Origin of the sequence: Psychrobacter sp. I-STPA6b (genome assembly GCF_020662265.1) — a bacterium.
GTDB lineage: Bacteria > Pseudomonadota > Gammaproteobacteria > Pseudomonadales > Moraxellaceae > Psychrobacter.
In genome coordinates this window covers 107,579-122,707 of the sequence record NZ_VEWM01000057.1, presented here as the reverse complement: position 1 = coordinate 122,707, position 15,129 = coordinate 107,579, and the positions used below count along the sequence as shown (strand labels likewise).

Annotated in this window: 15 protein-coding genes; 8 read left to right on the top strand and 7 right to left on the bottom strand. The window is 40.0% G+C overall.

Features of this window, described 5'->3' with window-relative positions; all coding sequences use genetic code 11:
• Positions 1-105 precede the first annotated feature (105 nt).
• Positions 106-510 carry a DUF4377 domain-containing protein gene (locus FHK88_RS04535; RefSeq protein ID WP_227429573.1) on the top strand — a complete coding sequence of 135 codons (405 nt, stop codon included), beginning with the start codon at positions 106-108 and terminating at the stop codon, positions 508-510.
• Between the two features lie 142 nt (positions 511-652).
• Here the strand turns inward: FHK88_RS04535 and FHK88_RS04530 are convergent, their stop codons facing one another.
• Both FHK88_RS04530 and FHK88_RS04525 read right to left on the bottom strand, forming a co-directional pair.
• Positions 653-1,567: an alpha/beta fold hydrolase gene (locus FHK88_RS04530; protein ID WP_227429684.1), complete on the bottom strand. Its 915-nt coding sequence runs from the start codon at positions 1,565-1,567 to the stop codon at positions 653-655.
• 355 nt (positions 1,568-1,922) lie between these two features.
• On the bottom strand, positions 1,923-2,087 hold the full coding sequence (locus FHK88_RS04525) for a rubredoxin (protein ID WP_227429572.1): 165 nt from the start codon (positions 2,085-2,087) through the stop codon (positions 1,923-1,925).
• A gap of 363 nt (positions 2,088-2,450) precedes the next feature.
• Between FHK88_RS04525 and FHK88_RS04520 the strand changes: the two genes are divergently transcribed.
• Positions 2,451-2,999: an adenine phosphoribosyltransferase gene (locus tag FHK88_RS04520; protein WP_227429571.1), complete on the top strand. Its 549-nt coding sequence runs from the start codon at positions 2,451-2,453 to the stop codon at positions 2,997-2,999.
• 215 nt (positions 3,000-3,214) lie between these two features.
• On the opposite strand, the gene FHK88_RS04515 is transcribed toward FHK88_RS04520, so the two are convergent.
• Positions 3,215-4,150: a transaldolase gene (locus tag FHK88_RS04515; protein ID WP_227429570.1), complete on the bottom strand. Its 936-nt coding sequence runs from the start codon at positions 4,148-4,150 to the stop codon at positions 3,215-3,217.
• Positions 4,151-4,373: 223 nt separating this feature from the next.
• Here FHK88_RS04515 and pheA point away from each other — a divergent pair, with 223 nt between their 5' ends.
• From pheA to FHK88_RS04485, 6 genes are all read left to right on the top strand, one after another.
• Positions 4,374-5,513, top strand: a complete 1,140-nt coding sequence (gene pheA, locus FHK88_RS04510; protein WP_227429569.1) for a prephenate dehydratase — start codon at positions 4,374-4,376, stop codon at positions 5,511-5,513.
• Between the two features lie 129 nt (positions 5,514-5,642).
• On the top strand, positions 5,643-6,770 hold the full coding sequence (gene hisC / locus FHK88_RS04505; protein WP_227429683.1) for a histidinol-phosphate transaminase: 1,128 nt from the start codon (positions 5,643-5,645) through the stop codon (positions 6,768-6,770).
• Positions 6,771-6,773: 3 nt separating this feature from the next.
• The gene (locus FHK88_RS04500; protein WP_227429568.1) at positions 6,774-9,083 is read left to right on the top strand and encodes a bifunctional prephenate dehydrogenase/3-phosphoshikimate 1-carboxyvinyltransferase; all 2,310 of its coding nucleotides are present in this window, start codon (positions 6,774-6,776) and stop codon (positions 9,081-9,083) included.
• A 121-nt stretch (positions 9,084-9,204) separates the two neighbouring features.
• The gene (rarD, locus tag FHK88_RS04495) at positions 9,205-10,089 is read left to right on the top strand and encodes an EamA family transporter RarD (protein ID WP_227429682.1); all 885 of its coding nucleotides are present in this window, start codon (positions 9,205-9,207) and stop codon (positions 10,087-10,089) included.
• Positions 10,090-10,149: 60 nt separating this feature from the next.
• On the top strand, positions 10,150-10,614 hold the full coding sequence (gene folB, locus FHK88_RS04490) for a dihydroneopterin aldolase (RefSeq protein ID WP_227429567.1): 465 nt from the start codon (positions 10,150-10,152) through the stop codon (positions 10,612-10,614).
• Between the two features lie 81 nt (positions 10,615-10,695).
• Positions 10,696-11,268: a 2-amino-4-hydroxy-6-hydroxymethyldihydropteridine diphosphokinase gene (locus tag FHK88_RS04485; RefSeq protein WP_227429566.1), complete on the top strand. Its 573-nt coding sequence runs from the start codon at positions 10,696-10,698 to the stop codon at positions 11,266-11,268.
• 56 nt (positions 11,269-11,324) lie between these two features.
• Here FHK88_RS04485 and FHK88_RS04480 read toward each other — a convergent pair whose 3' ends face one another.
• The 4 genes from FHK88_RS04480 to secF form a co-directional block, all read right to left on the bottom strand.
• The gene (locus FHK88_RS04480; protein ID WP_319800150.1) at positions 11,325-11,681 is read right to left on the bottom strand and encodes an AzlD domain-containing protein; all 357 of its coding nucleotides are present in this window, start codon (positions 11,679-11,681) and stop codon (positions 11,325-11,327) included.
• Positions 11,682-11,688: 7 nt separating this feature from the next.
• On the bottom strand, positions 11,689-12,405 hold the full coding sequence (locus FHK88_RS04475) for an AzlC family ABC transporter permease (RefSeq protein WP_413680442.1): 717 nt from the start codon (positions 12,403-12,405) through the stop codon (positions 11,689-11,691).
• Between the two features lie 21 nt (positions 12,406-12,426).
• The gene (locus tag FHK88_RS04470; protein ID WP_227429564.1) at positions 12,427-13,824 is read right to left on the bottom strand and encodes an MATE family efflux transporter; all 1,398 of its coding nucleotides are present in this window, start codon (positions 13,822-13,824) and stop codon (positions 12,427-12,429) included.
• Between the two features lie 136 nt (positions 13,825-13,960).
• A complete protein-coding gene (gene secF / locus FHK88_RS04465) occupies positions 13,961-15,127 on the bottom strand; it encodes a protein translocase subunit SecF (RefSeq protein WP_413680433.1) in 1,167 nt (388 codons plus the stop codon).
• Positions 15,128-15,129: the final 2 nt, after the last annotated feature.

Genomic DNA, 15,129 nt, shown 5'->3' with positions numbered 1-15,129 from the left:
TTCAATTTTTTGACATATCAAGTGTTATTTTAAACGAATACTACTTAATGATAATGTTAATTAAAATCCATTATTAACACAGTAATTAATAGAAGAGGGTATATAATGAAAAAATTTGCAATAGCATCACTTCTTGCTAGTTTAGCGTTAGCTGGTTGTTCAACTACCCAACTAGATAATGAGCGTCAACTTGTTGTTGATGGCGAGCCTACTGTAGTAAAAGTAGTTAACATTCCTAGCTTTAAAGTAGAAATTGCCCCACGTAAAGCTGTTTGTGAAGTACCAACTACTGAAGGTAATGTTGTTGAGTCTGAATGTTTACAATACCGTCAACCATTCCAAAAGAACTTCAATACTTTACATGGTAATATCCAAGGATTCAACTACGAGCCAGGTCATCGTTATGTCCTAGACGTTCGTCAAGAAACTGTTGCAGATGAAGCTTCTGGTCAAGTGAAGCCAGTTTGGATTTTAAATGAAGAAGTTTCAAAAGTAGCAGAAGTATTGTAATTGAAAATAGCTTTTATTTGGCTAGTTAATATTTAGAATTTGAATAAATATTAAAGTAGTATTAAAACCCTTAGTTTGATTATAAACTAAGGGTTTTTTTAATATCTGTCTCTTATGGTTTGGTATTTTACGGTAGGGATATCTAAATAGAGCTAGCAAAGTGTTGTGCTAGTTTTTGGACAATAAAAGGCTGATAGTATGCGGGGATATCATGCCCCATACCATCAATCAGCTGGAATTGTGCATTTGGTATATCACGAGCAACACGCCGTCCATGTGATAGTGGTAGGAGTCCATCTTGGCTACCATGTAAAATAAGTGTTGGTGCAGTCACTTGGCGACTATAATGTGTAATAGCACCTGTTGCCAAAATAGCATGCAGCTGTTGCACAGTTCCCCGTGGATAAAAGTTACGTTGATAACGTATTTTTGCTATGTGATTGGTTTGCTGGATATTGATATGTCCTGGGCTACCAACCGTTTCCATAAACCATAAGCTATGACGAATGACATCCTCTTGATTTAGGCTATCAGGCTTTTTGAAAAAGGTATATAGTTGTTTGGGTTTTGGCGTTGGTAAAAAAGGGTGGTTATTGGTGGTAAATAATAAGCCCATGCGCTGTATAAGATGAGGGTACTGGGCAGCTAGTATTTGTGCAATCATGCCGCCCATAGAAGCACCAATCAGATGTACTTTGCCTAAGTCCAAAGCTTGTATTAGTTGGGCAGTATCTTCTGCTAAATCAGTAAGGTGATAGGCAACTTTGGTATGGCGATTACTTAACCCTGTTTGCAGGCGTAACATCATTTGTATCAGGTTGCTTTTACTGATTTTTATATCATCTCGATAAATCTTGGATGATAAGCCAATATCACGATTATCAAAGCGAATGACAAAAAATCCTGCTTGAATGAGGCGCTGGATAAAGCTATTTGGCCAAAATACCATCTGAGAGCCAAGACCCATAATAAGGATAATTGGTGGGTTTTGAGGGTTACCACCTGCTTCGACACACAGTTGTAAATCCCCCTTGATTGGTATCATGGTTTCATACATTTGTGGGCATAGTGAGGATGGCTGCCAATCAAACCTTGCAAGCTTGTTACAATGAGTAGCAGGTGAGGCGTGTATGGGGGATGTGTTTGCAGTCGGCTCTACAATAGCATGATGGTGTGGGTAAGCGTTGCTATCTTTATCAACTACAGTGTGAGATTTTGAGTTTGACATGGTAGGGGCTTATCATTAACAAGTGTGGTATTGATGCTTTACTATAGCTTATACTACCAACACTTGTTAACTGTGTCCTATGTTTTAATAAATTTTTATTAAATGCTTGCTCGGTTGCAAAATAAGACGGTATAAAAAAATAGTAATCTGGCAATGTTCGCCTTAAATAGAATAAAGTCTGTGCTTAAATCTCAACCATTTCAAAGTCAAGTTTACCCACACCACATTCTGGACAAGTCCAGTCATCAGGAATGTCTTCCCATTTTGTACCGGGAGCAATACCCTCTTCTGGACAACCAAGTTCTTCATCATAAACCCAGCCACAGACGATACATTCATATTTTTTCATTACATTGATCCTTTACTGCATAATACATTGACAGCGCTATAAATTGAGCAAAAATTGCTATCGTTACCAATTTTGTGGCTAGTGTAGCATATTTCAAGGTTTAATGAAGTTTTAGCATGTTGACTAAAATAAACTCTTTTCATAAGCAAATCCAATAAAGAAGTATATTATCTATCTTACCGTTATCCAGTCATCTGGTTATCTGTTAAAATAGGATTAAAGCTTTATGGGGTTTGCTGGATAGTTTATCCATTTAACCAATGTTTGTCAGAGATAATAAATATCTTTGCAAGAGAAAATATGCACTTATAGATAAATAGAGCTTACGATTTAGGTTTGTTCAATCATTATGGGAATTTTTTTATGTCAGAGCTTACATCAGTAGATGCTTCAATACAAAATACTGAGCGCCATTATTTTTGGGATATTATTCGAACCGTACCGGACTTCCCAAAAGCAGGTATTGACTTTTATGACATCACACCACTATTACGCAATCATGTTGACCAAGTTATTGATGCTTTACTTGCTGCTTTACCGGAAGGGTTGCTAGATGAGGTGGACTGTTTAGCGGCGATTGAAGCTCGTGGCTTTGTATTTGCTAGTTTATTAGCAGGGAGACTTGGTAAAGGCATTATTTTGTTAAGAAAACAAGGCAAACTGCCACCACCTGTCGCTAATAAGTCATATGCACTGGAATATGGAAAAGATACTTTAGAGATGCAAGATGATTTACCACGTGCAAAAGTATTATTGGTTGATGATATTTTGGCAACAGGTGGTACGTTAACAACGGCATATGAGTTATGTTGCTCAGCAGGTCATGATGTGGCTGCTGCTCTGGTGTTATTGGATTTAGAAGCATTGCATGATAAATTTCCTGTACCAGTCTATACTGTATTAAAAGCGTAGTAGATTCATGCACATACTGATATTCCTCATTGGTATATTTGCTAAATGGGTTAGCATGTTTGTATACAATAGACTCTGAATAACTGTATCTAAACAACTGTATCTAAATAGTTATATTTAAATAACTGTATAAAATATAAGCTCTCTACCTGTCATTGTGCTATGTATCGGTAGAGAGCTTATTAGGTTGGCAAAGAGATAACTATTGATAGGGATTAGCGCGATAAAGCACGTAATGCTTGAGCCAGTTCCTCTCGGGCTTGAATAAAGCCATCAATACCTTTTGGTAACAGTGCTTGAGTGATACTGTCTTGCTCATAGGCATTGCTAAATGCTTGAGCATCAAGACTGACTTTTTTCATAGGCTCACATGTCATGTCTGCTGATAGCTGTTGCACAACAGGGTCTGTGATGGTGCTGAGTTCGTCCAGTAGGTTGGGAGAGATTGTTAGTAAATCACAACCTGCTAAGGCAAGGATTTGAGCGGTACTGCGAAAGCTTGCGCCCATCACTTGTGTTTGGTAGCCATGTTGTTTGTAGTATTGATAAGTACGCTTAACAGATTGCACACCAAGGTCTTCACTAACGTCAATGTCTTGGCGGTCTTGTTCGCGTTTTTGCCAGTCTAAGATGCGTCCAACAAATGGTGAGATTAGAGTCACGCCTGCATCTGCACAAGCAACGGCTTGGTGTTGTCCAAAGAGTAGGGTTAGGTTGCAGTGGATGCCTTGTTTTTCAAGCTGTTTGGCGGCTTCGATTCCTTGCCATGTGGCGGCAATCTTAATCAAAATACGCTGGGTGTCAACACCTGCTTTTGCATAGGCTTCTATAAATTCATGGGCTTTAGTGATAGTGGCTTCAGTATCATATGAGAGTCTGGCATCTACTTCAGTAGATACTCGCCCTTCAATAAGAGCAAGAATGTCACAGCCGACTTGAATGGTTAAGTCATCAATAACCGCATCAATATCACCAGAAAAACGGCTGAGTGTGTCAGCAAGCATGGCTTGTTTATCAGGGTGGGTTAGTGCTTTGGTAATTAGACTTGGGTTGGTGGTTGCATCGACTGGCTTTAGGCGAGCGATAGCTTGTAAGTCGCCAGTATCAGCAACAATGGTTGTCATCGTTTTTAATTGTTCTAACGCATTCATAAAAGTTCCTGTCAAATGTCTAAGATGGGGTTTGTGCTATTTTTTATGAACATAACACGATAAGATATTTTTGCCAATGTGGATTCGTAGGTGATGATAGCATCGTTTATTAAAATAACCGTCATATTGTTGTGTTTTTATGCGAATTGGCTCACAAAAAAATTGTCAATTTTGTTATAGTAACCCCAAGATTTCTATTAAGAAAGATATTAAGGAAAAAATTATGAGTAGTACACCAAATACAGACAATACTTCAGAAAATAAACAGTCTGAGCAAGTCAGTAAGAATTTTTTAAATGAGTTGCGTCATCAAATTGATGATGTTGACCAACAAATTCAGACACTACTTAATGAGCGTGCGACATTGGCACAAAAAGTGGCAACAGTTAAAAAAGACTACGAAGATCATCCAATATTTTATCGTCCTGAGCGTGAGGCTCAAGTGCTAAAAGCGGTGATGGCGCGCAATACAGGGCCGATTGCTGATGAAAAAATGGGTAAGTTGTTTCGTGAAATTATGTCTGTTTGTTTGGATTTAGAAGCGCCACAAAAAATCGCATTCTTAGGACCGATTGGTACATTTACTCATGCTGCTGCATTAAAACACTTTGGTAAGGCGTCGACCACTATTCCATTAACTACCATTACTGATGTGTTTCGTGAAGTGGAGTCAGGCTCTGCAATGTATGGTGTTGTACCTGTGGAGAACTCTTCAGAAGGGGTTGTTAATCATACTTTAGATGGCTTTTTATCCTCATCCTTAAAAATTATTGGTGAGGTTGAGTTACCCATTCACCAAAACTTTTTGGTTGCACCACATACGAAAGTTGAAAGTTTAAGTCGTATTTATTCACATCAGCAGTCGTTGGCGCAGTGTCGCCATTGGTTGGATGTTAATTATCCTAATGTTGAACGTGTTTCTGTGTCTAGTAATGGTGAAGCTGCTCGTCGCTTAAAAAATGAGTGGCATTCTGCAGCGATTGCTGGTGATGTGGCAGTTGCAGAGTATGACTTACATAAGCTTCATGAGAATATTGAAGACAATCCGGGTAACACCACTCGCTTTTTAATCATTGGTCGTGAGTCTGTGGCGCCATCTGGACAAGATAAAACCTCTATTGTGGTATCAGCGCATGATAAGGCAGGTGCTTTGATTGAGATTTTAAAACCGTTGTCAGAGCATGGGGTATCAATGACCAGTATTGAGACCCGTCCTGAGCGTCCAAATAAGTGGGCATATGTATTCTTTATTGATATGAATGGTCATATTGATGAGCCTAATGTTAGTGCAGCCATAGAAGAAATACGTCCACTTGTTAAAGAGCTGCGTATACTTGGCTCTTACCCAAAAGCTGTTTTATAGTTAAAGAAAACTAAAATTAATATCAGCTAATCGAGTATAGCGAGTATAGATAGTAATGCCACATGCCAAAATAATTGATAAAAGGGTTTGATTATGAGTTCAGTTGATAGTGCATCCGTAGAGGTAGAGATGGTAGATAAGTCTGATATAGCAACCAGACTGCCTCCAGCATATGATAGTATCCAACAGTTAGCCGCCTATCAGACAGGTAAGCCAGTTGATGAGCTAACTCGTGAATATGGTATTTATGATGTTGTGAAGCTGGCGAGTAATGAAAATCCGTTAGGTTGTTCACCTGCGGTGACCTTGGCAGTTACTGAGCAATTGGGGCAGTTGGCACGCTATCCTGACGGTAATGGCTACTATTTAAAGCAAGTTATTGCTGATTTGACAGAAACAGAGATGAATCAGATTACACTGGGTAATGGTTCAAATGATTTGCTAGACATTATTGCCCGTACATTTGTTAGTCGTGATCATGCTATTGTTTATAGTCAATATGGGTTTATTGTGTATTCTATGCTGACAAAAATGCTGGGAGCGCAGGCAGTTGAAGTACCTGCCAAGCGTTTTGGTCATGATTTGGAGGCGATGCTTACGGCTGTACAATCCAGCTTTTCAGACAGCTCACAAGCCCCTGTAAAGCTCGTTTTTATTGCCAATCCTAATAATCCTACAGGGACATTACTTAGCCGAGAAGCGTTATATGAGTTTGTCAGTCAAGTGCCATCTACTGTTGTGGTGGTGATTGATGAAGCCTATATTGAGTATAGTCCAAATAGCAATAACCGTGCTTTAATTGATGAGTTTGATAATGTGATTTTAGTGCGTACTTTGTCTAAGGCTTATGGTCTAGCGGGTCTGCGTGTTGGCTATGCGCTAAGTTCTCCTTATGTTGCTGATATGCTTAATCGCATTCGTCAGCCGTTTAATGTCAGTGCGGTTGCTCAAGCAGCAGCAAAAGCAGCTTTAAAAGACCAAGAGTATATTGAAAAGGTTCGTAAACTAAACGATGGACAAATGCGCTGGTTATCAAAGCAGTTTGATGCGTTGGGGCTGGGTTTTATACCCTCAGCAGGTAACTTTATCATGGTCAACGTGGGTGATGCTGCCAAGGTAAATCAAGCATTGTTAGAGCAGGGCGTTATTGTGCGTCCATTGTTAGGTTATGGTTTGCCTGAGTGGTTACGAATTACAGTAGGATTACCAGAAGAAAATACATTATTGATTGATACATTGAAAACTGTATTGAGTTAAGCCATGCAACCCTATATAGATAAACATGCTAAGTCGCCAATATTTAAGCAAGTTTGTATTATTGGTTTGGGCTTGATTGGTGCAAGTTTGGCACAGGCGATTCGCAATCGTCAGTTAAGCACACGTATAGTGGCTGTAGATAGAAACCTTGCCAGTATAGAAGCCGCCTTGGCAGAAGATGTTATTGATGCGGGTGCTGCCTCATTGCAACAGGTGGTGGCAGGTAGTGACTGTATTGTGATTGCCATTCCCGTAAAAGCTGTAGGGCAGGCATTTGTAGAGATACAGCAAGCCATGCACAAAGGACTGATTAGCACTGAGTGTGTGATTAGTGATGTGTGTAGCACCAAAAAAAATGTTATTGCGGCGGCTCAGACAGCTTTTGGTCAGACATTGCCAGTGGGACTTGTGCCAGCACATCCGATTGCTGGTGCTGAAAACTCTGGTTTCCATGCCCGCCGAGCTGACTTATTTGTTAATCATAGTGTGATAGTGTGTGAGTTGCCATCTAGTTCAGCAACGGCTATTTTACGTTTGCAGTCATTGTGGCAAGCAGTGGGTGCAACGGTGATGAAAATGACCGCAGATTATCATGATACAGTTTTGGCTTATACCAGCCACTTACCACATTTATTGGCGTTTAATTTGGTTGAACAACTGGCAAGTCATGATGATAATATGGATATTTTTCGTTATGCGGCTGGTGGGTTTAGAGACTTTACACGCATTGCTGCCAGTGACCCAATTATGTGGCACGATATTTTCTTTGCCAATCGGCAGGCAGTTATCCGTGCTTTAGATGAATATAGCGATTATTTACAGCGTTTACGCACAATAATAGAGTCAGAAGACTCAACAGCATTACTTGGTTTACTTGGTAGGGCGCAAGCTGCCCGCCGTCATTTTGGTCATATGTTGACCAGCACCCCTTACACAAATTCAAAAATGGACAACAGCATGACAGCGTCATATATCATTACTCCTAGTCAACATATCCAAGGTAGCATCCGTGTGCCAGGTGACAAGTCTATCTCTCATCGTAGTATTATGTTTGGTAGTTTGGCAGAAGGTGTGACTCGTGTTACTGGGTTTTTAGAAGGAGAAGATGCACTGGCCACCTTACAAGCTTTCCGTGATATGGGCGTTACCATCGAAGGTCCTGATAATGGTAATGTGGTAATACATGGTGTGGGGATGCAAGGACTCAAACCTAGCCGTACACCGCTATATATGGGTAACTCTGGTACCAGTATGCGCTTGTTATCAGGGATACTAGCAGCACAGTCATTTGATAGTGTGTTAACAGGTGATAGCAGTTTGTCAAAACGTCCGATGGAGCGAGTGGCAACACCATTGCGTCAGATGGGAGCAGTGATTCAGACAACTGGTGAAAAAGGTTGTGCGCCAATGAGTATTTCGGGCAGTGCGGCGATGGGACATGGACTAACGGGTATTACCTATGATTTGCCAGTACCATCAGCTCAGGTGAAGTCTTGTGTATTATTAGCAGGGCTTTGGGCTTCAGGCAAAACAACCGTGATAGAGCCTGAGGTTACTCGTGACCATACAGAGCGTATGCTCTCTGCCTTTGGTTATGAGGTGGAAGTGAATGGTAATGAAATTAGTCTAGAAGGTGGTGGTAAACTTACAGCATGTGATATTGCTGTACCGGCTGATATTTCTTCTGCTGCCTTTTTTATGGTGATGGTAAGCATTGCCCGTGATAGTAAGCTGATAATTAAGCAAGTTGGTATGAATCCAACTCGAACAGGGGTCATTGATATTTTAAGACTAATGGGCGCACGTATTGAGATTAGTAATGAGACCTATGTAGGGCAAGAGCCAGTTGCAGATATCACTATTGAATCTGCACCACTACAAGGTATTCGTATTCCTGAAGAGCTAGTACCGTTAGCGATTGATGAGTTTCCAGTTTTATTTGTTGCTGCCAGTTGTGCCAGTGGACAAACTGTATTAACAGGTGCTAAAGAGCTGAGAGTCAAAGAGTCTGACCGTATTGCAGTAATGGCAGAGGGGCTACAGTCTCTAGGGGTGCAGTGTCAAGTGACAGAAGATGGCATTATTATCGAAGGTGGAGTGACAGACAGCGAAGCAGAATGGCAGCCAATTTTTGATGGTGGTGAAATTTATGCGCATCATGACCATCGTATTGCAATGAGCTTTGCGGTTGCCAGCGTGCGTGCAAAACAAACCATCACCATTCATGGTGTTGAAACAGTTAATACCAGTTTTCCAGGATTTGCAGAGTTGGCAAATCAGGTGGGGCTGTCTATTGCTACCAAGCAACAATAATTAGTGCATAAGAACGATATACATGCCATCTACTCGCCCAACTCAGCCACAAATTCCTGTGGTGGAAGCTGCCCAGCAGACATCTACTAAGCCTGTGATTCAGACGACCAGTAAAGGCATTATGACTGCCTTTATGGCGTTTGCTATCTGGAGTGCATTTCCTTTATATTTTAAGCAGTTGTCTGCTTATCAGCCGATTGAGATTATTGGGCATCGGGTGGTATGGACATTTATCTGTATTTTGATGGTCTTAGCTGTGACACGGCGTTGGGAGTGGGTACAGACAATACGAGAAAAGCCTGCAATATTAGTGGTTACTTTCGCTTCAGGGATTTTAATTGCAACTAATTGGCTGACCTATGTTTGGGCAGTGAGTGCTGACCAAATTTTGGCTGCCAGTTTGGGTTATTTTATTAGCCCATTAATTGGTATTTTAATGTCTATGTTACTACTAAAAGAGCGTTTACGCCCAATGCAGTGGCTGGCTGTTTCTTTAGCGATTATTTCAGTGTTGATTCAAATTATTCTACTGGGTAGTTTACCTTGGGTGTCATTAGTAATAGCAGGTACATTTAGTATTTATGGCATCATGCAACGGCGTACACCATTAAAAGCGCTGGATGGACTATTTATTGAGACAATTTTGCTTGTGCCATTTTTTATTTGGTGGTTTTGGCAGGCAGGTGTGAGTAGTAGCCAGCTTGGTTTTTGGTTTAGCTCTGAAATATGGTTGTTAATGTTGGCAGGACCAATTACATTGGTTCCTTTATTGTTGTTTAACCAATCGACCAAACAAGTGGCATATAGTATTTTAAGTTTTATGAATTACATGACACCCAGCCTTATTTTTTGTTTGGCGGTGTTTTATTATAAAGAGCCCTTTGATACTCAGCGTTTGTTAGTATTTGGTCTAATTTGGATTGGTTTGCTAATTTTTAGCATTGATTTATGGCGACACCGCCCTAGTAAACAATTAACAAAATCATCTTCTCAAGCAGTGAGCTAGACAGACTGTTCTGCTGTTATTGATTAATGTCATCAACGGATAAATAAAAGGTAGTTTTCTATGAGCAAGCACGTAAGCCAGCCAGTCGCTGATACAGTTTTTATTGAAGGATTAAAAGTAGAGACTGTCATTGGTGTGCTAGAGTGGGAGAGGCATATTACCCAGCCTTTGTTTATTGATTTAACGATGGCGGTAGATATGAATCGTGCTGCATACAGTGATGATGTTGCAGATACAGTGAGTTATAAATCAGTCTGTGATGATGTTACTTTGTGGTGTCAACAAGAACAAGCAGGCTTATTAGAGCGATTGGCAGTGATGATAGCAGAAAAGCTATTAACACAATATCCCATTAGCCAAGTTACAGTTAAGATTGCCAAACCAACCGCCATTACAGAAGCAAAATCTGTGGGTGTGCAGATAACACGTAGACGTGAGCAAGCAGTTGGAAATCATAATGGCACTGAGAATAGTGTAGATAATAGTGATGAGCATATGGCTGGAAACAGCAGTATAGAGAGCTAGACAAATATGGTTATTAATTCTCCATATTTGCCAGCATCTTTGTTATCCTCACGTTGTCTGGAAAGGCCTAATTATCTTGCCATGTCAAATTATACATCGTATTCACCCATTGTAGAGCTTATAGGCTCTCGTCCTCAGTGTTTCTTGCCGTTGTGTGAACTGCCATTAGCAAAGTTATTGCCCCATCAAGTACCCATTGCAGAAGTGGTTTTATCATTGGGAAGCAATCATCAAGCAACCCAACATCTGGCATATGCACAACAAGCATTATATCTATTGGGGCATACTGTATATTCACCACTATTCAAAAACCCTGATTTTACAGCGACTGTATCACAACCAAAACCAGACTATACCAATCAGTGTGTTAGCTTACAGCCAACTTCAATCATAACGTTAAAAGAATTTATCCATACAATTAAGCAGATAGAATTGCAGTGTCAACGTCAACGCACTGGCTTAGCCAATAACGAATATCTGCAATCACAGAATGTACAGTCATCTGCTATTAAATTAGTAACACTGGATATTGATTTGCTTGCATTACAGTTTGTTGGTCAATCACAATGGTATCGATTGGCTGAGCGCTTTCCATTTAAAGCGCATGAATGGAAAGGTCTGCAAGATATGGGATTAAACTCAGTATTGGCATAATTGAATTGCTAAAATAAATTAGAAATTAAAGTATGCAACAATTTCAACAATAATTCTCAATAGCCAAATAACCACAAACAGCCATTTAACATTGCAATGCCAACAATCATACTGATAAACAGTTGCTTAAAAAAATGATAGCTGAATAAAACAGCAATTAGAGCAATGATTTGTGATAGTAATAATGCAGTATCTGCGTTCATCTGAAAATGAAAGTCACTGGGTGAGTAGTGCAGGCTGGTTAGTATTAGCAGAACCAAAACACATAAAGGTAAGTTGCTATTGAGACGATGCAACCAAGGTGTGTCTAAATAGGCTTTGGGAAGCAGTGCTGGCATGGCACGAATGGTAAATGTAATCCCTGCCATTGCTAAAATAGCGATGATTAAATAAGTGGGTGTCATGGTATACATTTGCTAATTATCCCTGAGTTCGCTTTGTTGGTACTGTGAATAAACCACTTAATAGAATAAAGACAATACAAATCACAATGGCTGTTAGTAATAACCAATCTGCTGTCAGTTGCATGGCAATCAGTAATGAGATGATAGCAATGACAATAGGTAATACACTCTTTACATTTTTAAGCTGTTCATAGGCCAATACAGCAAATAAACAGACCAGCGCAAAGTCTAGGTGTGGAATCCATTCATTTAACACACCACCCATCAAAGCACCAATTAAAGTAGCGATGACCCACCAGCATTGATTAAAAAAGCTCACAGGTACAAACACAGCCTGCCTTTGCTCTGCACTTAAACTGGTCATTACGGAAAAGGTTTCATCTGTCAAAGCAAATAGGCAATATAAGCGCGCCAACTTTGACGTAGGTAAAGATGAGAGCAGGGGTAGTGCATAAAAAATATGGCGCATATTAATAGCACCAATATTGGTTGTGATATTGAGAATGGGTAAGCCAGCCGATAACATGGGGAGGCAGGCATACTGTGCTGCACCAGCATATAAGAGTATGCTCATAAAAAGACAAGCCCACACTGGCAAGCCAGCAACTTGTGCCAATACACCAAAAGCGATGCCCGCAGGAATATAACCCATTGCCACAGGCAGACTCAGTTGCAGTCCTTTACGCCATTGGTGGGTAGAGTCTGAAGTGATGGAGTGGGAGATTGTCATTATATTTTCCTGAGATAATATTTATTAGTGATGTACATTATGTAACAATTGTCCACTTTTTTGCCATAATACAATGGATAATAAAATAAATCTAGCAATGAGTAACCAGTAAATACTCAGCCAAATTGCCCACATTGCCTCGCCTAAAGGTTGGTAATAATGATATAAGCCCCAACTGACAGGAAAGAATAACATAGCGACACCCAGTGCAATACGGCGTATGGTTGCGCCTGCTGTGAGTCCAAATAATACGCCATCAAGCCAGTATGCCCCTGCACCTACCAAAGGTAATAATGCTGCCATCAGATGATAGTCTGTTGCAAGCTGATGTACACTTGGTAGACTGGTCATAACTGATAGAAATAATGGAATTAAGATGTACCAAAGTATAGATAACAAGGCAGCTAAAATAAAAATCACAATCCCTGTGCGCTGAATGGTTGTTTGTAATAATGACAGTTGATTTTTACCCGCTGACTGTCCAGAAAGACTCTCTGCAGCAACAGCAACACCATCTAATGCAAAGGCGGAGATAGTCAGTACTTGTAATAGCACTGCATTGGTAGCTAAGACAACATCTCCTTGTAGGGCAGATAGGCGAGTAATCCATGTAAAGCTGAGTGTGAGTACCATTGTTCGGATAAAAATATCTTTATTCAAAGAAAATAGCCTAAGCATTTTTTGACGTTGTAATGTCTCTGTACCTAATTGCAAAATGCTGTACCATTTGATATTTAGATGCCGAGCAACCAATAAAGAGCCAAAAATAATGCCACAGGTATAGGCTAATACTGTGCCTAATGCCACACCCACCATACCCATATTAAAAATATAAACCAGTGCAAGTGTTATAAAAATATTTAGTAAGGCAATGGCTGACTGTTGATATAGCATATATTTGGTTTTACCTTGTCCTGCAAACCAGCCTAAAAATGCAAAATTCATAAGCTCAAAGATGACACCTAATAGGCGAGTGTGTAGATAGGTACTCGCAGCTACCTTGTTTGCATCCACTGCGCCAAGTAATGATAAACCAAAACTGATTAAGGGTGATTGACAGATAAAAATCACAGTACCTAATCCCAGTGCCAAAACCAAACTGCGTTGTAGAATTTGCAATAACTTTTTGTTTTTTTGCTGGCAGGATATGGCTTCACCCATAGCTTGAGCAGACAGTCCTGATGCAGAATATTGTAAGAAGTTAAGGCTGACTAAAATTAAGGCTAGTAGCTGTGTTGCCAGCCCAAGCCCAGCTAAGCTGCTTGCCTGTTCAAAATGCCCCACAACTGCAACATCAATGGCGCTTTGTATGGGCATGGCAAGATTGGCTAATAAAACAGGAACAGCCAACTTGATAATACGAGGATAGCTTAAATCTAAGTGTGGATTGGTTTGGTGGCTAGAATTGTTTACGTTATCCATAAATTAAGACCAAAAATCAAGACTAAAAGTAAATAACAGTGATAGTGATATTTATACTGACACTGGCATTTAAGATATCAAAGCAGACATAAAAAAAGCACCGCAAGCGGTGCTTTATAGAGCCCGATAAGTTTGACTATGACTCATTATTGAAGGCTTTAGGGTCATTAAAGGTAACGACTTCTTCTTCAAACTCAGGCTTAACTTTGACAATAAAGTCATCACGCGATAATCCCATAGATAAAGGAATAGAGCTTGAGATGTAAATTGAAGAATAAGTACCTGCTATCAAGCCAATAAATAGAGCCACTGAGAACCAATATAATCCATCACCACCTAAGAACATCATTGCTAAGACAACCAATAGTACAGTGGTAACTGTCATAATGGTACGACGTAATGTTTCAGTTAACGATAAATCAATAATTTGTCGTGGTGATGCTCCACGAACTCGGCGGAAGTTTTCACGAATACGGTCATAAACAACAATGGTATCATTTAATGAATAACCAATCAGTGCTAAAATAGCCGCTAAAACAGTTAAGTCAAATGGGAAGCCAAAGAGGGCAAAAACACCAATGGTAACAATCGCATCATGAAAGAGTGCTAATAATGCACCAATAGCTAGCTTGAATTGGAAGCGTACAGCAACATACAGCAACATACAGCCTAAAGCAGTTGCAATCGCAATTAAAGAGTTTAAGTAAACTTCACTACCAACCTGACTACCAATGATATTAACATTACTAATGGTAGCATCATTATCTACCAGATCTAACGCTTCATTAAGCTTAGTATTTAACCCATCAACATTATCAGATTGTGGAGGTAGGCGTATCAGCATCTCTCTAGTATTACCAAGATACTGTACCACTGGATCAGCAAAGCCATTGCTCTCAAGTGCTTGGACTACTTCAGCTTGCTGAACAGGCTGAGCATAGGTGACATCAGCAGAAACACCACCAGTAAAGTCTAAACCAAGATTTAAACCTTTGATAATAATTGCTACAATGCTGATGATAACAATCAAAGCTGAAAAAATTGCCATCGGCTTTTCAATTTTCATAAAAGGAATAATACGCTTATTCCCAACAGCTTTTACACCACCTTCAGCCAATGCAGCTTCATCTTCAACAAATGATTCTGTTGTTGCTACTTCAGCTTGTGATGCTGTTTTTTTCATTGCTCGTGCTGAGTTGCTACCTTTACCATCACGACGAGGCTTTCTACGGCGACGTTCGGAGGCGGGCTGTTGCTCAGATGCAGGCAGATTATCACCTGAATTGTTTTGCGAATCTGTCATGT

Bases quoted from the DNA above. Each gene is read 5' to 3' on its own strand.
- FHK88_RS04535 (WP_227429573.1), top strand. From the start codon at position 106: ATGAAAAAATTTGCAATAGCATCACTTCTTGCTAGTTTAGCGTTAGCT.
- FHK88_RS04530 (WP_227429684.1), bottom strand. From the start codon at position 1,567: ATGTATGAAACCATGATACCAATCAAGGGGGATTTACAACTGTGTGTC.
- FHK88_RS04525 (WP_227429572.1), bottom strand. From the start codon at position 2,087: ATGAAAAAATATGAATGTATCGTCTGTGGCTGGGTTTATGATGAAGAA.
- FHK88_RS04520 (WP_227429571.1), top strand. From the start codon at position 2,451: ATGTCAGAGCTTACATCAGTAGATGCTTCAATACAAAATACTGAGCGC.
- FHK88_RS04515 (WP_227429570.1), bottom strand. From the start codon at position 4,150: ATGAATGCGTTAGAACAATTAAAAACGATGACAACCATTGTTGCTGAT.
- pheA (WP_227429569.1), top strand. From the start codon at position 4,374: ATGAGTAGTACACCAAATACAGACAATACTTCAGAAAATAAACAGTCT.
- hisC (WP_227429683.1), top strand. From the start codon at position 5,643: ATGGTAGATAAGTCTGATATAGCAACCAGACTGCCTCCAGCATATGAT.
- FHK88_RS04500 (WP_227429568.1), top strand. From the start codon at position 6,774: ATGCAACCCTATATAGATAAACATGCTAAGTCGCCAATATTTAAGCAA.
- rarD (WP_227429682.1), top strand. From the start codon at position 9,205: ATGACTGCCTTTATGGCGTTTGCTATCTGGAGTGCATTTCCTTTATAT.
- folB (WP_227429567.1), top strand. From the start codon at position 10,150: ATGAGCAAGCACGTAAGCCAGCCAGTCGCTGATACAGTTTTTATTGAA.
- FHK88_RS04485 (WP_227429566.1), top strand. From the start codon at position 10,696: ATGTCAAATTATACATCGTATTCACCCATTGTAGAGCTTATAGGCTCT.
- FHK88_RS04480 (WP_319800150.1), bottom strand. From the start codon at position 11,681: ATGTATACCATGACACCCACTTATTTAATCATCGCTATTTTAGCAATG.
- FHK88_RS04470 (WP_227429564.1), bottom strand. From the start codon at position 13,824: ATGGATAACGTAAACAATTCTAGCCACCAAACCAATCCACACTTAGAT.
- secF (WP_413680433.1), bottom strand. From the start codon at position 15,127: ATGACAGATTCGCAAAACAATTCAGGTGATAATCTGCCTGCATCTGAG.